Source organism: Flavobacterium sp. HTF (assembly GCF_003105115.1).
Lineage (GTDB): Bacteria > Bacteroidota > Bacteroidia > Flavobacteriales > Flavobacteriaceae > Flavobacterium.
Map to the genome: position 1 here is coordinate 27,467 of NZ_QETH01000012.1, position 22,146 is coordinate 49,612.

Here is a 22,146-nt window from a genome sequence, read left to right on the forward strand (position 1 = left end):
TACATTTATTCAGAAATGGTTATTGAATTAAAATCTGAGTTACTTTAGTATGCTGTTTTGTTTCAATTGATATTCTCTTTGGTAATCTTTTACCGTTTTACCTTGTCCATTTGGTTTCCAGCCAGGAGCATAAAATATATACTTTAATCGGTTTTGCCAGCCAATTCCAGGTTGCTTAATATCTTTCCACATTTTTTTCCATTCGTAAAACAAATTCTCAAAAGCACCATCATTTTTTGGCTTTGGGTAAATTCCAAATTTTACGGGTATTTCCGGTTCTTCTTTCTGAAAAGTTCCAAATATTCTATCCCAAATTATTAAGGCCATTCCCATGTTTTTATCTAAATATTTGATATTTCTGGCATGATGCACCCGATGATGCGATGGCGTTACTAAAATCCATTCAAAAATTCCCATACTTTTTACACTTTGTGTATGAACCAAAGTTCCATAAACCTGAAACAATGCATAAGCCGCCATAATATGCCAGGGATTAAACCCTAAAAAAGCCAAAGGAGAAAAATACAAATAGCGGTAAAGCGGCTGAAAAACAGGTGATCTGAATCCGGTAGAAATGTTGTAGTATTCTGAACTATGATGCGTAATATGTACTGACCAAAAAAAACGGGATTTATGATCTACAACATGTAATACATAATAAGCAAAATCCTGTAGTAAAAAAACAGCAGCCCAATAATACCAAATCTGTGTATTCCAAGAAACAATGCGGTGTTGAAAAAAGAAGAACATAACCCCAAAAGCAAAAGATTTCATTATAAGATCTAATGCAAAATTCAATACCGCAAATATGACATTTACAAAAACGTCATTTTTAGTATACAGGTTTTTTTTACCAAAATGACTAAAGAGCATTTCGACCAAAATCAAAAGGGCAAAGAATGGAGAAGAATACAAATAAATCAATCCTACACCATTTTCATCGAATAAATTATAAAAATTGAAATCCATTAAACAATAAACATTAAAATTCACAAAGCAAATTTATGAATTTCAATATTTAAAAGTAAGTAAATTCTTTCTTTTTTCAATTTTTATATTATTTAATGTATTGTCAATTTACACAATACGAACAAAAACAAAATCTTAAAAAAGCTACTCTTTCAAAAATTGAGTTGTCAGTTCAAAAAACATTTTCGGATTTTCGGCATGAAGCCAATGCCCTGCATTTGGGATAGTTTCCAGTTTTAAATCCGGAAAATGCTGACGTATCTGATCAATATCTTCATCTAATATATATCCTGAATTTCCTCCGCGGATAAATAATGTTGGCTTTCCAAAAATCAAACCGTCTGCCAAAGGTTTTCCGATTGCATCGAGATTGTTATTAAATACTTCCAGATTAAAACGGAAAGCTAATTGCCCCGGTTCTGCCCAATATAAATTTTTCAAAAGAAATTGACGGGTTCCAAAATCAGACACATATTCTGCTACGATTGCCTCTACGTCATTTCGGCCTGGCTTTACAGAAAAATCAACTGCATTTAGTCCTGCCAGAATATCCTGGTGGTGTTGTTTGTAAAACTTAGGGCCGATATCTGCTACGATTAGCTTATCTACGATTTCCGGATGAGTTGTTGCAAAAAGCATTGCGACTTTTCCTCCCATCGAATGTCCTAAAAGATCAATACTGGTCAATTGATTTGCCTGGCAATAGTCAAATACATCTTTTACCATCGCTTCATAACTCCATTCCTCAGAATGAAAACTACGGCCGTGATTTCTTAAATCTAAAATATGAACCTGAAAACCGGCTTCTACATATTGTCCTGCCAACGTTTTCCAGTTATCAGACATTCCGAGAAATCCGTGCATAATGACGAATGGTTTTCCTTCGCCTTCTATTTTTGAATACAGCATTTATTATTATCGTTTTATTTTACAAATATAAAAAACTTATCTGGCAATTTACTTCCTGAACAAGCCACTAGATATACCTGAAGTTTATTTATTAAATAAAAACATACAATTTATATATTTTTATGCAGAAAATGAATTCAAAATAATACCTTCGCGCCGTGAAAATCAAAATTACACTTTGATTTTATTATTTAATTTTAACCCCTTAACCCAAAACCATGATTAAAAAAATCATTTTATTTTCATTAGTAATTTCTCAATTTGTAACATCCTGCTCCGGTAGCGATGATGTATCAGATAATGAGACACAGTTAATCAATAAAGAAAATTTATTGAAAAAGGAATTCCCTGTTTGTACTACATTAGAAAAAACAGAAAACAGAGGTGAAACTTCAAAAGGCCACGCTGTATTTAAAAACAATAACAACTGGGTTACAGGCCAAACCATAAGAATTCGATTCGTAGGCGGTTCTGTTGAGCTTCAGAATAAAATTAAAGAGTATGCCAGTGAATGGACATCTGCTGCTAATTTAAATTTTGTTTATGTTGGAACAAATGACGAATCTGATGCTGCAATTTTCTTTCAGACAGGAAGCAATTACACATTTGGAAAATCAATTAATTTTGGACAATTAAGCAACCCAAACGCTACAGATGAAATTATTAGAGGTATTACATTACATGAATTTGGACATTTGTTAGGTCTTCAACATGAAAATCAAAGCCCGGCTGCTAATATTCAATGGAACAAACCTGTTGTTTATGATTATTATCAAAATGTAATTGGATGGAACAGAGATTTGGTGGACAGTCAGATATTTAATGCGTTGCCAACCACTTCTTACAATACTTATACGCCATATGATGATTCTTCTGTAATGACTTATTCTTTCCCGGCTTCTTTTACAACAAATGGATTTTCTATTCCTTTTATTTCTGCTTTGTCAATTACAGACAAAATGTTTATTGCAAAAATGTTTCCGTTTCCTGTAAAATCTAAATTATACCCAGGTGACAGAGTGACGACAACCAGCAGGTTGACATCTCCAAATGGAAATTATACTTTATATATAAGATCAGGAAAATTAGTGCTATATAGCAACACAGAATTTAGAGACCTGGGTCACGTTACTCCAAATATCAAGTTTAGCAATGTAACTTCTTCAAATGTATATCTTGAAGTAAGAGGGAATATTATATTACTTTACAAAGGCAATGTTTCAAAAACTATCGGACCAAACATACCAGTAGGAAACTTACAATATATAAACCTTAATGATTCAGGAAATATTGAAGCAGTTGCAAATGGTGTTGTTGTATTTTCAATAAACCTGAAAACTGACCTATAAATTTTCCACTTTTTGTCTGGAAACTTACAATCAAAAAAAAATCTGGCGTAAAACCCAGATTTTTTTTGATCTTATTTGAACTAATAATTTATTGAAATCTTATTTCAATTTGTTCAAATACATATTAACAACATTATCCAAACCAAGATAAAGTGCTTCTGCAATTAAGGCATGCCCTATGGAAACTTCCAGAAGTCCCGGGATATTTTGTTTGAAAAACTGAATATTATCAAGGCTTAAATCATGACCTGCATTTATTCCCAAACCCAATTCGTTTGCCAGTTCTGCCGCTTTTACATACGGGTCAATTCCGTTTTTATTGCCTAAACCATATTGATGAGCAAAGGCTTCAGTGTATAATTCGATTCTGTCTGTTCCTGTTTTTTTTGCTGCTTCGATCATTTCCAAAACCGGATCTACAAATATTGAAGTTCTGATACCGTTTCTCTGAAATTCCTGAATAACTTCAATCAGATAATCCTGATTTTTTATCGTATCCCAACCAGCAGAAGAGGTAATAGCACCAATGGCATCAGGAACAAGCGTTACCTGATCTGGCTTACATTCTAAGACCAGATCGATAAAATTATGCTGCGGATTTCCTTCAATATTATATTCTGTATGTACAATGGCTTTTAAATCTCTTGCATCCTGATAGCGAATATGTCGCTCATCCGGGCGAGGGTGAATAGTTATTCCCTGTCCACCAAAATTCTGAATATCCGCTGCTACTTTTAACAAATCAGGAACATTTCCGCCACGTGCATTTCTTAGAGTTGCAATTTTATTGATATTTACACTTAACTTTGTCATATAAATAGATAATTAATTCTAGTAACATTATATTTGTTACGACAAAAATACAAAGTAAAACGTAGCGGTTTTTGCTATTTTTTGATTATTTTGCAACAAATATCTACAATTGATTTATGACAGAAATTACCAACTATATCACAAACGATTTTCGAGCAATCGACAGCCAGGAAACGATAGCGTCGGTTCAGGACTTTTTTGCCGATTTAAATTTTTCTCATTTCCCTGTCCTGGAAAATGGCATTTATATTGGAAGTATTGCTTCTGATGACGTTGAGACTTTTGATATAGACAAAAAAGCTATTGATTATAAATATACTTTAGAGCGCTTTTTTACCCGAAAATCAATGATCTGGCTGGATGTTTTAGAAATTTTCGCCAAAAACCACACCAATATAATTCCTGTTCTTGATGAAAATAATATCTACATAGGGTATTATGAAATGGAGGATATTATGAAATTCTTTAAGGAAACTACTTTTTTAAAGGAACAGGGCGGAATAATTATCGTTCAAAAAGGAATTACAGACTATTCTATGAGTCAGGTTACTCAGATTGTAGAGAGTAACAACGGAAAAGTGCTGGGCTGTTTTATCTCTGAAGCTGATCTGGAAAATGTTCAGATTACAATAAAAATCGGATTAGGAGCCATGAACGAGATCATCCAGACTTTTAGAAGATATAATTATGAAATCATATCTGAACATCAGGAAGACACTTACATTAACAGTTTAAAGGAACGTTCTGACTATTTAGACAAATATCTTAACATATAAATTAAGAATGTGTCAATGAGAAAATTTGTTTATTAGATAATTTTCGCATTTCCCAATTATCTAATTGACACATTGACAAATTATCTAATTTAACAAAGAATGAAAGTAGCCATTTACGGACAATATTATCAAAACAGTACCGAACCAATCATTAAGGACATTTTTTTGTTTTTCAAATCTAACAATGTTGAAATGGTTATTGAAGAAAATTTTCTTAAAATGCTTTATGAAAAAGAGCTTATTGAAAAAGAATACAACACTTTTTCACCAAGCACTTCATTAGATGATAGTTTTGAAATGTTAATCAGTATTGGCGGCGACGGTACTCTTTTGAGAGCGGCGACCCTGGTTCGTAATTCAGGCGTTCCGATTTTAGGAATAAACGCAGGAAGACTGGGCTTTTTAGCCACTGTACAAAAAGAAAATATTGATAGTTTTTTACAGTTTGTAATTGAAAAGAATTACACTACTTCTGAGAGAACTTTATTAAGCCTGACTTGTGAACCGGAAATTGATAGTATTGCAGAATTAAATTTTGCCATGAATGAGGTAACGGTAAGCAGAAAAGATACCACCTCGATGATTACTGTAGAAACTTATCTGAATAATGAATACCTCAATTCTTACTGGGCAGACGGACTAATTATTTCGACCCCAACAGGATCTACAGGATATTCTTTGAGCTGCGGTGGGCCATTATTGACTCCGGATGTTAAAAGTTTAGTAATTACTCCAATTGCACCACATAACTTAACTGCCAGACCGCTCGTTATTCCTGACGATACAGAAATAAAGCTTCGTGTATCAGGAAGAGAAGATCAATATCTGGTTTCATTAGATTCAAGAATTTCATCTGTAAAAAACGAGTCCGTTTTAACAATAAAAAAAACAGATTTCAAAATAAAGATGGTGGAGATTCCAGGCGAAACTTTCCTGAAAACCCTGAGAAATAAATTACTTTGGGGTGAAGACAAGAGAAATTAATCTCTTTTCTGATCTAACACTATACGATTATAGTACTTTTTTCCGTTTTGCATGTATCGAATCATCAGTAAATGTCTCAAAATCATATTGTAAATTGAAAAAAAAGCACATTTAACTAAAGGAACGCTGATTCGTATCGAGAATTATTATATTTGCACGCAATTTTGAATTAAATGAAGAAAATTTTTAATTTATTGTTATGTTTTTTACCCTTCATTACACTAAACGCTCAGATTAATGAGATTGGTGTATTTTTGGGCGGAAGCAACTTTGTAGGTGATGTTGGAAGCACGACTTATATTGCACCGGAAAAACCAGCTTTCGGTATTTTATATAAATGGAATAAAAGTCCGCGCCATTCTTACCGCTTCTCCTATACACAATCTAATGTAGTAGGAAATGATTTTGATTCTGACGAAACAGGCAGAAGCAGGAGAGGTTATAAGTTTAAAAACAACATAAAAGAACTTTCTGCCGGTTTAGAGTTCAATTTTTTTGATTTTAATCTTCATGATTATCATCCAAAAATTACACCTTATATATATTCAGGTCTGAGTTATTTCAACTATGACGAATTATATATATCGGGAGGGCAGACACAAAAAGATAAAAATTCAAGTTCATTTGCCATACCTATTATATTAGGTATAAAATCAAATGTAACACCTCATTTAATTTTAGCAGCCGAAGTTGGAGCCCGCTACACTTTTACTGACGATATTGACGGAAGCAATCCCAGCAATGGAAATTTAGCGCCGTTACGCTTTGGAAATATAAACAACAATGACTGGTATGTTTTCTCTGGTCTTACTTTAACGTATACTTTCGGAAAAAAACCTTGCTATTGTGCAGAATAATAAAATGAATTTACTAGACTCAATAGACCAAACCAATTTACCCAAACACCTGGCCATTATTATGGACGGGAATGGCCGTTGGGCAAAACAACAAGGCTTTCTAAGGGCCTTTGGCCACGAAAATGGAACAAAATCTGTAAAAAAAACCATTACCACCTGTGCTCAACTTGGAATTGAGTATTTAACGCTATATGCTTTTTCTACAGAAAACTGGAACCGCCCCAAATTAGAAGTAGAAGCTTTAATGAAAATATTAATTAATTCATTAAAAAAGGAGCTTGTAACTTTACAGGAAAATAACATCAGGTTAAATGCGATTGGAAATCTTGAAAAATTACCAAAAACAGCTCAAAAAGAGCTTTTAGACGTTATTGAAAAAACAAAAAACAATACTCGCCTCACCTTAACTCTGGCGTTAAGTTACGGATCGAGAGAAGAATTGGTAAATGCCGTAAGAATCATCAGTGATAAAGTTAAAAATAATATAATTTCATTAGACACTATTGACGATTCAATTATAAATGAGCATCTTTACACGCAAAATTTACCTGATGTAGATTTATTAATACGAACAAGTGGAGAACATAGAATAAGTAACTTTTTGTTGTGGCAGATTGCCTATGCAGAATTATATTTTACTAATGTCTTGTGGCCAGACTTTAAAGACCAGGATTTATATGAGGCTATTATTAGTTATCAAAAAAGAGAACGTAGATTTGGAAAAACCAGTGAACAAATTAAATAATTTTTTAGTGTTACAAAAAAGAATACAGATAGTCCTTACCCTACTTCTTTTGGGTAGTTTTTCACAAATAAAAGCACAAGAGAGAGTTCCTTTTGATCAAGGAAAAAAATATATTCTTGCTAAAGTTTCTGTTGTTGGTAAAATAAGCTTCAATGAGCAAACGGTTGTTACTTTTTCGGGTCTTCAAAAGGGACAGGAAATAGCAGTTCCCGGAGAGGAAATTAGTGGAGCTATTAAAAAACTAGGCAAACTTGGCCTTTTTGACGAAATTGCTTTCTATGTAAATAAAATTGATAACGATAGTATCTATTTAGACTTAAACATTGTCGAACTTCCTAAATTAAATGAAGTTAAATTTGTTGGGGTTAAAAAGAGTAAAGTAGAAGGATTAATCAAGGATAACAATTTAACTAAAAATAAAATTGTAAACGAGAACCTTATTACAACCACTAAGAATTATATTGAAAACAAATATAAAAAAGATGGTTTTTACAACACTAAAGTTACCATTACAAACACTCCTGATACCACTGCCGGAAATCAGGTAAATATGCTTGTAAGGGTTGATAAAGGTGATAAGGTAAAAATTAGCAGCATTGACTTTATAGGCAATACTAAGCTAAGTGACAGCAAGCTTAGAGCTGCCATGAAAGATACCAAACAAAAAAATATACTTCGCGTCTTTAAGGCATCAAAATTTATACCTGAAAAGTATAAAACTGACTTAGAGAAAGTAATTGCGACCTATAAGGAAAAAGGATATCGTGATGCACGTATTATCTACGATTCTGTTACCTATGACAAGAAAAGAAATATGCTTGCCATTAAAATTAATCTTGAAGAAGGGAACAAATATTACTTTGGAAATATTAAGTTTTTAGGAAATACTGTTTATTCTGATCAATTATTAAACCGTTATTTAGGAATTAAAAAAGGTGAAACTTATAATGGAGTTTTACTTGAAAAAAGAATTGCAGACAAAACAAAACCAGATGCAGAAGATATTACAAACTTATACCAAAACAATGGTTATTTGTTTTCAAATATTAATGCTGTAGAGGTAAAAACGGTTAATGATACAATCGATTTTGAGATTAGAGTTACAGAAGGTCCGATTGCTTACTTTAATAAAATATCAGTTGTTGGTAATGACAAAACAAATGACCGTGTTATTTATCGTGAATTAAGGACTAAACCGGGTGAAAAATACAGTAAAGAACAGTTAGTAAGAACTATACGTGAAATTGGGCAATTAGGATTTTTTGATCCTGAAGCGATTGACCCTAAATTCAAAAATGTAGATGCAGCTGCCGGAACTGTTGATATTGAATACCATGTAGTTGAAAAAGGTTCAAGCCAAGTAGAACTTCAGGGAGGTTATGGCGGAGGCGGATTTATTGGAACTCTGGGATTGTCTTTTAACAATTTCTCAGCCAAAAATATATTCAAAAAAGATTCTTATAAGCCATTACCTATGGGAGATGGACAAAAAGTTTCGCTTCGTTTACAGGGAAGTACTTACTTCCAGACTTATAGTGTATCGTTTTCAGAACCTTGGTTTGGAGGAAAAAAACCTGTACAATTTAGTTCTTCTATTTCATACAGTAAACAGTTCTTAAACAATTATATAACAAGAGATGTTGACAGAAGCAAAAGTTTTAATATTTTTACAATACAAGTTGGTTTAGCAAAAAGATTAACTGTGCCTGATGACTATTTTGTTCTTTCACAATCAGTAAGTTACCAACATTATGATTTAAATAATTATAACACAGGTTTATTTACTTTTGGTAATGGTGCTTCAAGAAACTTAGCCTATACAATTGGAATTTCAAGAAGTAATAAAGGGGTAAATCCAATTTTCCCAACTTATGGATCGGAGTTTAGTATTTCAGCAAAAGTTACTCCTCCATATTCATTGTTTAATGGTATTGATTATGGTGATTTACAAAATCAAAAAGAATACAAAACTCAATATACAGGAGTATCTGGAAACGGTGCAGATGGTAAACCGTTGAACAACGGTGATTATGTAAAGGTAACTGGATATAATGCTAACGGACAAGCTTTATATAGCAGTGTAGGTTCGGATTATGCAAGTGCAGATACAGATCAGGGAAAAGTCGATCAGAAAAAATATAACTGGTTAGAATATTATAAAGTTAAATTTAAAGCTGACTGGTATACTAAAGTTTACGGAAAACTGGTATTAAGAACATTAACAGAATTTGGTTTCTTAGGAGCTTATGATCAGTCACGTGGTGTTGTACCTTTTGAACGTTTTTATTTAGGAGGAGACGGAATAGCTAACTACTCTATGGATGGTAGAGAAACTATTCAGTTAAGAGGTTATCCGAACAACTCGTTGACACCGGTAAATTCTAACGGAGAGCAAATTGGAGCAACTATTTATAACAAATTCTCTATGGAATTACGTTATCCAATTACATTAAAAGCGTCAGCATCTATTTATGCCTTAACGTTTTTAGAAGCAGGTTCATCATATCCGACATTTAAAGAATATAACCCATTTGATTTAAGTCGTTCAGCTGGTGTTGGTCTACGTGTATTTATGCCTGCATTTGGATTATTGGGTATCGATTTTGGTTATGGTTTCGATGCTTTACCAGGATCTGTGACTAATAAGGCAAATGGTTGGGAAACACATTTCATTATTGGACAACAATTTTAGAGAAATTACGTTTGGTTAAAAATCATCAAATAAAGTTATGTTATGAGAAAACTATATTTATTTATATTTTTAGCCTTGATTGTAGCAAATACAAGTCAGGCTCAGACTAGAACGACAAGGATTGGCTACATCGACATGGAGTATATTCTGGAAAACGTTTCCGATTATAAAGAAGCAAAAGCACAGCTTGAGTTAAAAGCTCAAAAATGGAAACAGGAAATTGAGGCTAAAAAAATAGAAATAAATAAACTCAAAGAAAGTCTTACCACTGAAAAAGCTTTGCTCACCAAAGAGCTTATTGACGAGAGGGAAACTGAAATTAAATTTCAGGAAACTGAAATGTTAGACTACCAACAGAAGCAGTTTGGTGCCGATGGGAATTTAATGAGACAGAAAGCTGCTTTGGCAAAACCTATCCAGGATCAGGTTTTTACAGCAGTTCAGGATATTGCAGAAGCAAAAAATTATGATTTTATTTTTGACAGATCATCAGATTTGACAATGCTTTTCAGTAATAAAAGATTTGATATTAGTGATCAGGTTATACGAATTCTGAACAGAACAGAAAAACGTGAACAATTGACTAAAAAACAATTGAAAGAACAGGAAGCTAAAGAAAATCTTGAGAACGCCATTGATGAAAATCCGGCAATGAAAGACAGGCAAAAAGTTCTGGATGACAGAAAAGCGGCAAGAGAAAAATTAATTCAGGACAGAAAAGCCGAACAAGAAGCTAAGAAGAAAGAATACGAAGACAGAAGAAAAGCAATATTAGAAGAAAGAGAAGCCAAAAAAAATGGCACGGTTTCTGAACCAGCAAAAACAGAAGCAACAAAAATAGACAACACGTCAAAACCTGCTGCAACAACGGAACAAAAGGCTACTACAACTGAGCCTGTAACTCCGGCGGATAACAAAGCAGAAGAAAGACAAAAACTTTACGAACAACGTAAAAAAGAATTAGAAGAGAGAAAAAAGAAAATTTTAGAAGAAAGAGAAGCGGCGAAAAAAGCAAAAGAAGCCCAAACACAAAAAACAAATACGACCAATAATTAATTAATATTTTAAAAATGATGAAACAAATCAAAACTTTACTAATTGCTGCTATGTTAGTTTTAGGAGCGAGTAACACAATGAACGCACAAGCTAAGGTAGCTCATGTTGATGTTAGCGAGATTATGTCGAAAATGCCTGCAATGCTTGATGCTCAAAATCAACTACAAAAATTAAGTGGTACATACGATACTGAGTACAAAAAAATGGTTGACGAATACCAAGTAAAAATCAAAAAGTATGAAGCTGAAGCTGCTACTGTAACTGAAGCTGTAAACGGTGAGCGTTCTAAAGAAGTTCAGGATATGCAAAAAAGAATTGTTGATTACAGAGACAATGCGCAAAAAGAACTACAACAAAAAGAAAATGACATCGTAAAACCTTTAATGGAAAAAGTTAGAGCTTCTATCCAAAAAGTGGGTAAAGCTAAAGGTTTCCAATATGTATTAGACGGTTCTACTCTTTTATTAGCTGATGGTCCAAACATTACTGCTGATGTTAAAAAAGATTTAGGTTTCTAATATAAAAACCGAATTATAAAAAACGGCTTAACTGAATAGTTAAGCCGTTTTTTTTGAGCTATATATCACATCTCTTATTTTGAGATTGAAAAGTTTCTGCTTGTTGGTTGTAAAATAAAAAGAGGAGTTAAAAAAACTCCTCTTTTTGATATTATATTATAAATCAGGACACTTAGTTGTTAATGGTACACAATCCCATAGGATATTACCATTCTCATCTTCTCCCCGATAACATACCTTACCAGTATGACATACCGGATGAGTCCCACCGCTAAATTTTTTTAATTCTTCCCTTGATAATTTTTCTGCAGATAACTTTTGGATAATCTTCATAGTATAAATTGTTTAGGTTAAACACAAATATAGTATTTTTTTTACATTTAAATGATATTTTATTTAAGCCCCTGATTGTAGAAAAACCAAGAAATATGTAACTTTGTCTCATGACGAATAACAATCCTATAGGCGTTTTTGATTCCGGCATTGGAGGGACTTCCATCTGGAGCGCCATTCACGAGCTACTTCCGAACGAAAAAACCATTTATCTGGCAGACAGTAAAAATGCTCCTTATGGTCAGAGAACCAAAGAAGAGATTGTTGCCTTAAGCAAAAAAAATGTGGATTTTTTAATTGCAAACAATTGCAAACTTATTGTCGTTGCCTGCAATACAGCAACTACAAATGCAATTAGAGAATTGCGTGAAGAGTATGATATCCCGTTTATAGGAATTGAACCCGCTATAAAACCGGCTGCTAATAATTCTAAAACTCAAGTAATTGGAATTTTGGCTACAAAAGGAACATTGAACAGTGAACTGTTTAACAAAACTGCCGAGATGTTTCAGAATACTACCATAATTGAGCAGGTTGGGCATGGTCTGGTTCAGCTTATTGAAGACGGTAATCTTAATTCGCCGGAAATGACACAATTACTGGAAACGTATTTACAACCAATGATAGAGGCCAATATTGACTATCTGGTTTTAGGTTGCAGCCATTATCCATACCTGATACCTCAGATCAAAAAAATTCTTCCGGAACATATAAAAATTATAGACTCCGGAGAAGCTGTTGCGCGCCAGACTCAAAATATCCTGCGCGAACAGGTTGGGTTTACTGATACCGAAAGCAGCGATCCTGTATTCTATGTCAACTCAAATCCTTCTGTATTAGAATCTATTTTAGAAAATAAATATCCGGTTATACAAAAGGATTTCTAGTCTATTCAATTTTTCGCTTGACGAACCAAATTCCATCCAAAGATAAATTGAGAGAGATTTTATGGTAATTTTCTTTTATGAGATTATCAGAAATCTTCCCTTTTTGTCCATAGGAATACGAAACATGCAAGGCCGATAAAGTATTTTCAATAGGCAGCGAAAGTCCAACAGAAATTGCAGCGTTATTTACTCTTTTCCCATCAACTTCGAGATAACCGGTATCAAAATTTGCACCGGCAGCATATTGAATCCTATCCCAATAAGTTCGTGTATTTTTTTTAGTACTAAAGGTAAATCCGAGTGCAAATCGGTCCTGGTTTACAAAATCACCATATAAATCGGATTGATTGGTATTATTCCAAAGGCTTTTTTCATAATCTAAACTCAGATTCAGATTATTTTTAAAACGCTTGCTAATTCCAACTCCAATTTCTAAGGGCATATAATAATCATCTGCATCAGAAGCCACATCAGACTCTACAGGAGTTTCTATTTCATTTGCATAGGTTTGTACACTTTGCATTTTTGAGGCTTTGACTTTTGCTGGCATTTTAAAAGTTGTCCCAACAGTAAAAGTCGAATCAATTTTATATTGCGATCCTAAAGTTGCACGTACTCCGCTGTAGTCCGTTTTTTTATTGATTGAGGTGACTGAATTTGAAATTAAATAACTTCTGTCATCTGTTGTATTCCCAAACAACATAGTTGCCGAAACTCCTAAAGATAATTTTTGCCCAAATCGATATCCGTATGAAAAATCAAAATTATTTAATCCGCCTGAGCCTTCTGCTGTTAAATAATAATATTCCTGACTATCTGAAATTGGAAGTTTTAAGTTAGAAATTTTAAAAGCCGCACTCGAATAAGGCCTTAAAGATGCACTAAACCCGGAATTTTTGGTCACAGGAAAAGCAAAAGCAAGATGTGAAAACTGAAAATTGTTACGTTTTTCTGATCTTGAACCACTTTCATAGGTTGTTGAAATAGCTTTTCCGCCAAGATCAAACATAAAATGATTAAGTGGCAAATGCGCTAACGAAGCCGGATTTAGATTATTAATAAAATTATAGGATGGCAACGCAATTCCGGATGAACCAATTGCCGGAATTGATCCAAAATCTGCATCATATAAACTCCCTAGACCGTACAGAGAATAAGGTGAACTGGAAATACTTTGGGAAAATGAAGTCAACGACATCAGAATGACGCCACTCAAATAGATTATTTTATTTTTCATTTAATATGAGATATAATAAATTTTCAGCTGAATTTTATTGTTCACATGTTTTTGATCTCCTAAAACAATGCGGTTTACGGTTTTAGAAATTCCTGGCAATGTCAAAACCAGGGAAGATTTTGAATCGGTTGTCTTGAGCATTTCCTTTTGTAAAAAGTTTCCAACAGATAATGTATAACCGATATTTTCATTAAACTCATCGCTTTTTTTATTTAATATTCCGTAAACTGTTTTTCCTGCAGAATTTACTAATGAACTGCTGATTCTGTTTAAATTATCAGCGACATATACCTGTAGAGAATCGGCTAAAGGGTATTTTTCTGAATAAGAATTATTTACAGGTTTTAAAATCAATTGTGCATCTACAATTGCTCCTTTATCTGAAATATGCCTTAACTGTTTTAGATTAGGAAAATCCAGTCGGCAGGCAACTCCGGTTCCTGATTGAATAAATCCTTGCCGGTTGGTCAATATACTGGATAATTTACTATTCGAAACCGGAAGGTTCTGAAGCAGGGTTCCTGTTTTATCTGATGAAATAGAATTAAACTGCTTTCCCGTCTCGCTAACTACAAAGTCAATATAATAAGACTTCTCTTCCTCTCCCTGATATTTTGAATAGTACATCCTGACGACACTTGTACCTGTATGAAAACCAATTACACTAGAGGAATTTGTTGTTGATGGAACCAAAACAAGTCCTTTTAAATATTCTGAAAAACTGGTAAAATCTGTAATTTCTCTCTTCTTTATTTTCTGAAAAATTTCTGATCCAAAAACAGGATCCATTTTTATATTAATAGAATCTTTTTCAGTAGGTCTTGGTTTATAAGAAATGGAACCTAAACTTTCCTGGCTGTAAATTAAAACAGAGTTGTTATAAAAACTATCATCATCTGTATTCGGTTTTACTTTCTGAAGAATTCTGTGGATATCAAACTTCTGAACCTGGGTTGTATCTCCATAATAATAGTTAGTATATTTTAAAATCATCGAAATTGAATCAAACACATAATTAACAGATTCTGTATCTGAACCTCCACTTAATAAGGAATATGATTTTGCTCCTAATTGAAAATAGCTGTCTGATTTTACTTTTCCAAAAATAGGATCTTCATAATTACCTATAAGAATCCTGCTTTGAGATGAAGTAACAAGTGAATCAAAATTTATGGTAGACATATCTACAGTCACAGTATCAATTAAGATCACCTTATTATTTACAGCGAGGTAATCGGAACCAACAACAAATTCGCCTGCATCTGTGTCTGTACCACATGAGAATATTGCAAAAGCAAAAAACAACATCAATATAAATTTATTCATAATCCTATTTTTGAACAAATATAGACTGCGCTCTTTTGCACTACATAATAACATATACAGTCGCGCATTTTTGGACTATAAATAGCAGAAAATCATCTATAACCTAATTATAGCTACTAATACTTCATTCAGCCTTAAAAAAGGCGATTTAGTCTATCAAAAAGCACCATACATATATCTTCTTTTTTTTAAAACCATCAGCCTCCTACTTTTGAGCCAATAATTAAGTAATGAAAATAAGATTTTTAATTTGTTCGGTTTTCTGCATTTCATTTTTCGGTATGAAAGCCCAGGAACAGTTTTCTGCAGAAGTGAATACAAAAACTGAACCTGCCGGAAAAATTAATTTTAATGAAACCAATATTGGATTTTCATTTCATAAAAAAATAAGTTCAAACAGTACGATCACGAATACATTAGCATACTCGAATTTGAAAATAAATTATGACTCAGGAAGCTTTGGGGTTTTTAAAAATCTGGATGAGTTGAATCAAATTCAGAACAAATTTGATTTTTCTTATACTGTTTCGGATAAGACGAAATTGAAATTTTCTGTTACACCAACCCTTAATTTTCAACAAAAACCAGATGCTTCTGATTTTACCGTTTTAGGAGATTTTGAGGTTAGTCAGCAACTGGGTTCAAAAACAACAATAAGTATTGGTGCAGCAAGGACAACTGCTTTTGGTTCTCCCAGATTTATACCGGTTTTATCTTTAGATTATAAAGTAAATGAGCAAAGTAATATTCTTATCGGTTTCCCGGATTCAAAAATATCGTATTCCAATAATATCAGGAATAAGTTTAGTCTGACGAATAGTTTTAATGGTAATTTTTATCATTTAGATTCTGAAAATCCGGACTATAGTAGCTCAAAAGCAATTGTATCACAAATGACTTCTGCGATTGAATATGAGCGAAACATAGACAAAAACTGGTTTATAAACTTTAAGGCGGGATATGATTTTAATAAAAAATACAATCTGACCGATAACAACAATCACAAGGTTTATGATTTTAATATAAACGATGGCTACATTTTAGGAATTGGGATCAAATACAAACAATAAATAAATTTAATACACTATGAATAATTTTAAAAAAGGAATATTATTCGCGGCACTGTTTTCGGGTCTGTTTTTTACAGGCTGTAGTAACGATGATGACGATGATGAATTAATTGGAAACTGGATAAAAAAATCAGCTTTTGACGGGCCTGCAAGATCTAGTGCAACCAGTTTTGTTATTGGAGATTATGCTTATATAGCAACCGGGTATACCGGAGACGTTTATTTAAAAGATTTATGGGCTTATAATTCGAATGGGGATTATTGGGAACAGAAAGCAGATTTTACAGGAATTGGAAGAAGTTCTGCTTCTAGTTTTACACTAAATGATAAAGGATATGTTGGACTTGGCTATGACGGTACAAATAAACTTAAGGATTTTTATCAGTATGATCCTGCGGGCAACAGCTGGACGCAAAAAACAGATTTCGCCGGTACAGCACGATATGCGGCTGTTGGTTTTCAGGCTGGCGGAAAAGCTTATTTCGGAACGGGTTATGACGGGAATTATTTAAAAGATTTCTATCAGTATGATGATCAGGCAAATACCTGGACACTGGTAAACGGATTTAGTGGAAACAAAAGACGTAATGCAACTGTCTTCGTCATTGATAATAAAGCCTATCTGGCAACTGGTGTGAACAACGGGGTCTATCAGGAAGATTTCTGGGAATTTAATCCTTCTACTGATGTCTGGACACGAAAAAGAGATATTGATAAAGATGAAGATGATGATGACTCATACAACGATGAGTACGCCATTGTTCGTTCTAACGCGTCAAGTTTTACCATGAACGGATTAGGTTATGTAGTCGGCGGAGAAAACATAAAAACAATCTGGGAGTACAATCCGTCAAGCGATATCTGGGTTGAAAGAACTCCTATGGAAGGCGCAACAAGAACAGATGCTGTAGGTTTTGCGATTAACAACCGTGGTTTTTACATGCTAGGAAGAATAGGTACAACTTATTTTGATGATACCTGGGAATTTAAACCAACAGAGGAGCAAAATGATGACGATAATTAATATTAAAAAATTCTTCCGGGCTAACATCCGGAAGAACTTATTGCTTGTTTTTCTGATATTACAATTTGCAGCTTGTTCGAAGAATCAGGTGTTTAAGACGGAAACATTTAAAACAACTTCAGGATGGGGTTATTCGATTGCATATAAAGACCAAATAATTATCAAACAATCGGTCATTCCTGTTATTAATGATTCTAAAAGTTTTGCCACAGAAGAAGATGCTCATAAACTGGCTGATCTGGTTGTAAAAAAACTCCAGCAGAACATATCACCAACGGTAACTAAAAATGATTTAATTTTATTAAAAATAAAATTCTAAATGAACATAGGTGCCATAAAAAATACAAGCTCAAATAAAATTCTGTTCCATGTCATTATATGGGTATTCTTTATTTTGACTTCACTGATACAGTTTTACGAAAGTCCGTTTACAATCAACAATGATTTTTATGTACAGTGGTTTACAGGTATTATTTTATTTTATCTGAATTATTTTTACCTGGTTCCTTCCCTGCTTTTAGAAAAAAAATACTGGCTTTATTTTGCTTTTATTTTGGCACTGATTATTCTTTTTATGGTTATAAGGATGAACTATTTTATGCCTGAATTTAAGCTCTCCAGACCTAATAACATGCCTCCGCCTGAAGAACTGAAAATTTTTTTGAAAAATCACAGGATTAGGGCGATTCCGGCACGACAACCTTTGTTCTTTAAAATCGGGCCTTCCCTTTTTTATATTCTTATTATTACCATTAGTGCCATTATCAGAACATTAACTGAATTTTATAACAACCAACAAAACAAATTAATCGCGGAAACACACAGAACTAATACTGAATTGATTTATTTGCGAAAACAAACCAATCCGCATTTTTTATTTAATTCCTTAAACAGTATTTATTCTCTGGCTCACAAGAAATCTGATTTGGTCCCTGATGCCATCGTAACATTATCAGAATTAATGCGCTACATGCTGTATGAAACCGATAATAAAACGGTGGCTTTAGAAAAAGAAATCAATTATATTCAGAATTACATTGAGTTACAAAAACTAAGACTCAACAACATAGAAGATATTTTTGTTAATGTCCACGGAGACACAAAAAATAAATTTATCGAACCTTTGCTGCTTATTTCTTTTGTTGAAAATGCTTTTAAATACGGAACCGATTACAAGGGTGCCGCACATGTAAAAATTAAGATTATTATTTTCGAAAACAGTCTTGATTTCTGGATAGAAAATACAATTGAAAATTATGTAAAAGATCCTGAAAACTCAGGAATTGGATTAGTAAATATTCAAAACAGACTTGATTTACTTTATCCTAACGCACACGAACTAACTATAACACAAGACAGTAAACTCTATCAGATACATTTAAATTTAAACTTAGACAGTATTCAAACCACAATAAATTAAATCTGGTAATTATGGACAGAAAAAACTTCATCAGAAATGGTCTTTTAGGAATTGCTTCATTAGCTACAGCAGCCAAATTATTAGAATCCTGCTCTAAAGATGATAATAATGGAGACTCCGATAGTTCTGCCGATGGAAGCTGCATGGTTTCTCCAGCAGAAACAAAAGGTCCTTTTCCGATAAAAACGCCAAGTCAGCTCGTTTTAGAAAACATTAAATCTGACCGTGTCGGAATTGCTCTTCTTGTTAACCTGACTATCGAGAATAGAAATAATAATTGCGAGCCTTTATCCGGTGTTTTAGTTGATATCTGGCATTGTGATAAAGATGGAAATTATTCTGAATATGGCGGAACTCAAATGCAACAGACCGATTATACTTCTGTTCATTTTTTAAGGGGGAGACAAACAACAGATTCAAAAGGAGAAGTTTCCTTTATTTCTATTTATCCTGGCTGGTATCAGGGCAGAGCACCACACGTACATGTGGAAGTTTTAAGCAATAGTGGTGCATCGTTACTGGTTACACAAATTGCATTTCCTGAAAATATTTCAAGTGAAGTATATGCAAGTACAAATTATGCAGCACATGGTCAGGCCGATACCGCAAATACAAGAGACAATGTTTTTTCGGATAGTCTTTCTGATGAATTAGGAACATTAACAGGAAATCTGACAGATGGTTATATATTAAGTAAAACAATCATCGTAAACGGTTAATTTTAAACCAAAACAGTAATTTATGAAAATTTTAAAACTTAATTTACTGGTTTCAAACTACTTTTGGCCACCAAAACAATTTAAGAACATAATCTTCAACAGATGAAATGCGTAATTATAGATGACGAACCGTTAGCGGTTGAATTATTAGAAGATTTTGTCAAAAAAGTAGATACACTAGAATTGCTTCGTACTTTTAATAATGCTATAGATGCTGTTTCCTTTATCAATCAGAATAATGTTGATTTGATTTTTTTAGATATTCAAATGCCACATTTCTCGGGAATTGAATTTCTGAACACAATTGAAAAAAAACCGTTGATTATTTTTACCACTGCTTATTCAGATTATGCTGTAGAAGGCTTTAATCTTGGTGCTGTTGATTATCTGGTAAAACCGATACCTTTTCATCGCTTTTTAAAATCGGTCGTTAGGGCACAACAAATCTCAAATCCTGCTGCCGTAATCCAGCCACTAACAGAAAACAGTACAACTCCGGAATCTGAACAGGATTTTATGTTTGTAAGAGCTGAATATGAGAATGTCAAAATGAATTTTTCGGACATTTTGTTTATTGAAGGCCTGAAAGATTATGTAAAAATATACACAACCGATAATAAATTTACACTGACATTAATCAGTTTAATAAAACTGGAAAATTTACTCTCTACTAAAGGATTTTCAAGAATTCACAGATCGTACATCATTAATATTAAACATGTAAAATCAATACAAAAAAATAAGGTCCTGATTAGTGATAAAAGAATTCCAATCAGCGAAAGCTACAAAACTGCTTTCTTTGAAAAAATCAATTTATAATTATTAAATTCCAAAAGTAAAAAATTCCAAATTCCAATGATATCGACATTTTGTTGAATTTGGAATTTGGAATTTAATTTTTGAATTTTTTTATCTTATTCTTCGTTTTTAAACCAGCCCGAATACATAACATAGTTATTAGAAATACGTTCGATTTCACCTGCAAAATCTGACTGATCTATATCTTTTACTTTTTTCGCCGGAACTCCGGCATAAATGCTTCCTGATTCTACAACCGTGTTTTGTGTCAAAACTGCACCCGCTGCTACAATAGAATTACTTTCGATCACACAGTTATCCATAACAATTGCCCCCATACCAATCAAAACATTGTCATGAACGGTACATCCATGAACAATAGCATTGTGGCCAATAGAAACATTATTGCCTATAATGGTTGGATGCTTTTGATAAGTACAGTGAATAATCGCACCATCCTGAATATTAACTTTATTACCAATTTTGATAAAATGTACATCACCTCGAATAACGGCATTGAACCAAACACTGCAGGAAGTTCCAAAAGTTACATCGCCAACAATAGTTGCATTTTCTGCTACATAACAATCCTCAGGAATTGCAGGTGATTTTCCGTTTACAGATTTAATAAGCATAACATAAAAGATTTAATTAATAGCCGGGCAATTACAATCGTAACGTTCTTTTTTACAAAACAAATTGATTCCTAAAGTTAATTGGTGATAACCTCCGGTATCAAATTTTACATCACCCGTCACTTGAGAATAAGTATAAGCAAACATAAAATTATTGTAATTTATACCCACAATAGGTGTTATATATTGTAATTTTTGAGATGATACTCCACTTCCTGTACTGTATTGTGCCCCATCAAAACTTCTTCTGTACGATAGTGCAGCCCATAAACTTCCAAAATCCATGCTTTTGTAAGCTTTCATGTTTATATCAATTGATTTTTCTTTTGTCTGATCAAACATTTGAAATAAAACGGATGGTTCCCAGGTAATATTTTCTCTTTTTCCAAAAACGTATCCGGAACTAAAAAGAAATTTTCTTAAATTATCATTTTCATAATCTGTATACAACTGTCTTCTGGTTTCCAATACGCCCTGTACAGTTGCATGGGCATAAAAGTCGAGGTAATTGTATGAAGCTCCAAAATCGACATTGAAATAAGAATCTTTTTGGATAGCCCCAAAAACAATAGGGTCAAAAGTGTTGCCAAACTCAGTCTCATCCAACTGATTCTGTATAACACCTCCGCTGATACCAAATGAAAGCTGGTTCAGATCCACTTCATCTCTCGAAAACATAATATGGTGAGCGTAAGTAAGTTTTACTCCTTTTTGAGAATGATATCCATTTTTATCATTAAAAACAATTATTCCTCCACCAGATCTCTCCCCTAACCTTCCATTAAAACTCAACGTTTGCAGAGAGGGCGCATCATCCTGTCCAAACCATTGTTTTCTGGCTGTAAGCCTTATTTTTGCACAATTTGAAGCTCCTGCCATTGATGGATGAATCAGGTAGTAATTATCTGACAGATAATCGGAGTAAACAGGAATTCCTTCTTGAGAATAGGAATAAAATGATGTAATCAAAAAAATAAAGAAAACCCTGATCCTAAATCTCATAAAGGTAATTTGTTTAAATATATTTTA

23 protein-coding genes are annotated in these 22,146 nt (G+C 33.2%); 15 read left to right on the forward strand and 8 right to left on the reverse strand.

Features of this window, described 5'->3' with window-relative positions; genetic code table 11:
* Positions 1-39: 39 nt before the first annotated feature.
* A complete protein-coding gene (locus tag DCO46_RS05770; RefSeq protein ID WP_116751612.1) occupies positions 40-969 on the reverse strand; it encodes a sterol desaturase family protein in 930 nt (309 codons plus the stop codon).
* 144 nt (positions 970-1,113) lie between these two features.
* Positions 1,114-1,878 (reverse strand): alpha/beta fold hydrolase, encoded by a 765-nt coding sequence (locus DCO46_RS05775; RefSeq protein ID WP_116751613.1) that lies wholly within the window; start codon positions 1,876-1,878, stop codon positions 1,114-1,116.
* 218 nt (positions 1,879-2,096) lie between these two features.
* Here DCO46_RS05775 and DCO46_RS05780 point away from each other — a divergent pair, with 218 nt between their 5' ends.
* A complete protein-coding gene (locus DCO46_RS05780; RefSeq protein WP_116751614.1) occupies positions 2,097-3,227 on the forward strand; it encodes a hypothetical protein in 1,131 nt (376 codons plus the stop codon).
* 99 nt (positions 3,228-3,326) lie between these two features.
* Here DCO46_RS05780 and DCO46_RS05785 read toward each other — a convergent pair whose 3' ends face one another.
* Complete coding sequence (locus DCO46_RS05785; RefSeq protein WP_116751615.1) at positions 3,327-4,040, reverse strand: pyridoxine 5'-phosphate synthase; 714 nt, start codon at positions 4,038-4,040, stop codon at positions 3,327-3,329.
* A gap of 116 nt (positions 4,041-4,156) precedes the next feature.
* Between DCO46_RS05785 and DCO46_RS05790 the strand changes: the two genes are divergently transcribed.
* From DCO46_RS05790 to DCO46_RS05820, 7 genes are all read left to right on the forward strand, one after another.
* Positions 4,157-4,816, forward strand: a complete 660-nt coding sequence (locus DCO46_RS05790) for a CBS domain-containing protein (RefSeq protein WP_116751616.1) — start codon at positions 4,157-4,159, stop codon at positions 4,814-4,816.
* A 99-nt stretch (positions 4,817-4,915) separates the two neighbouring features.
* A complete protein-coding gene (locus DCO46_RS05795) occupies positions 4,916-5,800 on the forward strand; it encodes an NAD kinase (RefSeq protein ID WP_116751617.1) in 885 nt (294 codons plus the stop codon).
* 173 nt (positions 5,801-5,973) lie between these two features.
* Complete coding sequence (locus DCO46_RS05800; RefSeq protein WP_116751618.1) at positions 5,974-6,657, forward strand: DUF6089 family protein; 684 nt, start codon at positions 5,974-5,976, stop codon at positions 6,655-6,657.
* 4 nt (positions 6,658-6,661) lie between these two features.
* Positions 6,662-7,402 carry an isoprenyl transferase gene (locus DCO46_RS05805; RefSeq protein ID WP_116751619.1) on the forward strand — a complete coding sequence of 247 codons (741 nt, stop codon included), beginning with the start codon at positions 6,662-6,664 and terminating at the stop codon, positions 7,400-7,402.
* Positions 7,335-10,094, forward strand: coding sequence for an outer membrane protein assembly factor (locus DCO46_RS05810; RefSeq protein WP_116751620.1), 2,760 nt, complete (start codon positions 7,335-7,337; stop codon positions 10,092-10,094). Before DCO46_RS05805 ends, DCO46_RS05810 begins: the two co-directional genes overlap by 68 nt.
* Before the next feature lie 42 nt (positions 10,095-10,136).
* Positions 10,137-11,150: an OmpH family outer membrane protein gene (locus DCO46_RS05815; protein WP_116751621.1), complete on the forward strand. Its 1,014-nt coding sequence runs from the start codon at positions 10,137-10,139 to the stop codon at positions 11,148-11,150.
* Between the two features lie 14 nt (positions 11,151-11,164).
* A complete protein-coding gene (locus DCO46_RS05820) occupies positions 11,165-11,668 on the forward strand; it encodes an OmpH family outer membrane protein (RefSeq protein ID WP_207784950.1) in 504 nt (167 codons plus the stop codon).
* A 156-nt stretch (positions 11,669-11,824) separates the two neighbouring features.
* Here the strand turns inward: DCO46_RS05820 and DCO46_RS22625 are convergent, their stop codons facing one another.
* Positions 11,825-12,001 (reverse strand): hypothetical protein, encoded by a 177-nt coding sequence (locus DCO46_RS22625; RefSeq protein ID WP_165828844.1) that lies wholly within the window; start codon positions 11,999-12,001, stop codon positions 11,825-11,827.
* 110 nt (positions 12,002-12,111) lie between these two features.
* Here DCO46_RS22625 and murI point away from each other — a divergent pair, with 110 nt between their 5' ends.
* Positions 12,112-12,888 carry a glutamate racemase gene (gene murI, locus DCO46_RS05825; RefSeq protein ID WP_116751622.1) on the forward strand — a complete coding sequence of 259 codons (777 nt, stop codon included), beginning with the start codon at positions 12,112-12,114 and terminating at the stop codon, positions 12,886-12,888.
* Position 12,889: 1 nt separating this feature from the next.
* Here murI and DCO46_RS05830 read toward each other — a convergent pair whose 3' ends face one another.
* Positions 12,890-14,125 carry an aromatic hydrocarbon degradation protein gene (locus DCO46_RS05830; RefSeq protein WP_116751623.1) on the reverse strand — a complete coding sequence of 412 codons (1,236 nt, stop codon included), beginning with the start codon at positions 14,123-14,125 and terminating at the stop codon, positions 12,890-12,892.
* Positions 14,126-15,451, reverse strand: coding sequence for a DUF4270 family protein (locus tag DCO46_RS05835; RefSeq protein WP_243416259.1), 1,326 nt, complete (start codon positions 15,449-15,451; stop codon positions 14,126-14,128). It abuts the gene before it with no gap.
* Positions 15,452-15,681: 230 nt separating this feature from the next.
* Here DCO46_RS05835 and DCO46_RS05840 point away from each other — a divergent pair, with 230 nt between their 5' ends.
* The 6 genes from DCO46_RS05840 (at position 15,682) to DCO46_RS05865 (ending at position 20,503) form a co-directional block, all read left to right on the forward strand.
* A complete protein-coding gene (locus DCO46_RS05840) occupies positions 15,682-16,521 on the forward strand; it encodes a DUF6268 family outer membrane beta-barrel protein (RefSeq protein ID WP_116751625.1) in 840 nt (279 codons plus the stop codon).
* A gap of 16 nt (positions 16,522-16,537) precedes the next feature.
* The gene (locus DCO46_RS05845) at positions 16,538-17,545 is read left to right on the forward strand and encodes a Kelch repeat-containing protein (protein ID WP_116751626.1); all 1,008 of its coding nucleotides are present in this window, start codon (positions 16,538-16,540) and stop codon (positions 17,543-17,545) included.
* Complete coding sequence (locus tag DCO46_RS05850) at positions 17,529-17,864, forward strand: DUF4907 domain-containing protein (RefSeq protein ID WP_243416260.1); 336 nt, start codon at positions 17,529-17,531, stop codon at positions 17,862-17,864. Before DCO46_RS05845 ends, DCO46_RS05850 begins: the two co-directional genes overlap by 17 nt.
* Positions 17,865-18,965 (forward strand): sensor histidine kinase, encoded by a 1,101-nt coding sequence (locus DCO46_RS05855; RefSeq protein ID WP_116751627.1) that lies wholly within the window; start codon positions 17,865-17,867, stop codon positions 18,963-18,965. It abuts the gene before it with no gap.
* Between the two features lie 11 nt (positions 18,966-18,976).
* Entirely contained in the window at positions 18,977-19,684 is a 708-nt protein-coding gene (locus DCO46_RS05860; protein WP_116751628.1) for an intradiol ring-cleavage dioxygenase, read from the forward strand.
* A gap of 102 nt (positions 19,685-19,786) precedes the next feature.
* Positions 19,787-20,503, forward strand: coding sequence for a LytR/AlgR family response regulator transcription factor (locus DCO46_RS05865; RefSeq protein ID WP_116751629.1), 717 nt, complete (start codon positions 19,787-19,789; stop codon positions 20,501-20,503).
* A gap of 95 nt (positions 20,504-20,598) precedes the next feature.
* On the opposite strand, the gene DCO46_RS05870 is transcribed toward DCO46_RS05865, so the two are convergent.
* On the reverse strand, positions 20,599-21,117 hold the full coding sequence (locus DCO46_RS05870) for a gamma carbonic anhydrase family protein (RefSeq protein ID WP_116751630.1): 519 nt from the start codon (positions 21,115-21,117) through the stop codon (positions 20,599-20,601).
* Between the two features lie 12 nt (positions 21,118-21,129).
* A complete protein-coding gene (locus DCO46_RS05875) occupies positions 21,130-22,119 on the reverse strand; it encodes a type IX secretion system membrane protein PorP/SprF (RefSeq protein ID WP_116751631.1) in 990 nt (329 codons plus the stop codon).
* Positions 22,120-22,146 lie beyond the last annotated feature (27 nt).

Coding starts and splice junctions, on each gene's coding strand:
- DCO46_RS05770 (WP_116751612.1), bottom strand. CDS start 969: ATGGATTTCAATTTTTATAATTTATTCGATGAAAATGGTGTAGGATTG.
- DCO46_RS05775 (WP_116751613.1), bottom strand. CDS start 1,878: ATGCTGTATTCAAAAATAGAAGGCGAAGGAAAACCATTCGTCATTATG.
- DCO46_RS05780 (WP_116751614.1), top strand. CDS start 2,097: ATGATTAAAAAAATCATTTTATTTTCATTAGTAATTTCTCAATTTGTA.
- DCO46_RS05785 (WP_116751615.1), bottom strand. CDS start 4,040: ATGACAAAGTTAAGTGTAAATATCAATAAAATTGCAACTCTAAGAAAT.
- DCO46_RS05790 (WP_116751616.1), top strand. CDS start 4,157: ATGACAGAAATTACCAACTATATCACAAACGATTTTCGAGCAATCGAC.
- DCO46_RS05795 (WP_116751617.1), top strand. CDS start 4,916: ATGAAAGTAGCCATTTACGGACAATATTATCAAAACAGTACCGAACCA.
- DCO46_RS05800 (WP_116751618.1), top strand. CDS start 5,974: ATGAAGAAAATTTTTAATTTATTGTTATGTTTTTTACCCTTCATTACA.
- DCO46_RS05805 (WP_116751619.1), top strand. CDS start 6,662: ATGAATTTACTAGACTCAATAGACCAAACCAATTTACCCAAACACCTG.
- DCO46_RS05810 (WP_116751620.1), top strand. CDS start 7,335: ATGAGGCTATTATTAGTTATCAAAAAAGAGAACGTAGATTTGGAAAAA.
- DCO46_RS05815 (WP_116751621.1), top strand. CDS start 10,137: ATGAGAAAACTATATTTATTTATATTTTTAGCCTTGATTGTAGCAAAT.
- DCO46_RS05820 (WP_207784950.1), top strand. CDS start 11,165: ATGATGAAACAAATCAAAACTTTACTAATTGCTGCTATGTTAGTTTTA.
- DCO46_RS22625 (WP_165828844.1), bottom strand. CDS start 12,001: ATGAAGATTATCCAAAAGTTATCTGCAGAAAAATTATCAAGGGAAGAA.
- murI (WP_116751622.1), top strand. CDS start 12,112: ATGACGAATAACAATCCTATAGGCGTTTTTGATTCCGGCATTGGAGGG.
- DCO46_RS05830 (WP_116751623.1), bottom strand. CDS start 14,125: ATGAAAAATAAAATAATCTATTTGAGTGGCGTCATTCTGATGTCGTTG.
- DCO46_RS05835 (WP_243416259.1), bottom strand. CDS start 15,451: ATGAATAAATTTATATTGATGTTGTTTTTTGCTTTTGCAATATTCTCA.
- DCO46_RS05840 (WP_116751625.1), top strand. CDS start 15,682: ATGAAAATAAGATTTTTAATTTGTTCGGTTTTCTGCATTTCATTTTTC.
- DCO46_RS05845 (WP_116751626.1), top strand. CDS start 16,538: ATGAATAATTTTAAAAAAGGAATATTATTCGCGGCACTGTTTTCGGGT.
- DCO46_RS05850 (WP_243416260.1), top strand. CDS start 17,529: ATGATGACGATAATTAATATTAAAAAATTCTTCCGGGCTAACATCCGG.
- DCO46_RS05855 (WP_116751627.1), top strand. CDS start 17,865: ATGAACATAGGTGCCATAAAAAATACAAGCTCAAATAAAATTCTGTTC.
- DCO46_RS05860 (WP_116751628.1), top strand. CDS start 18,977: ATGGACAGAAAAAACTTCATCAGAAATGGTCTTTTAGGAATTGCTTCA.
- DCO46_RS05865 (WP_116751629.1), top strand. CDS start 19,787: ATGAAATGCGTAATTATAGATGACGAACCGTTAGCGGTTGAATTATTA.
- DCO46_RS05870 (WP_116751630.1), bottom strand. CDS start 21,117: ATGCTTATTAAATCTGTAAACGGAAAATCACCTGCAATTCCTGAGGAT.
- DCO46_RS05875 (WP_116751631.1), bottom strand. CDS start 22,119: ATGAGATTTAGGATCAGGGTTTTCTTTATTTTTTTGATTACATCATTT.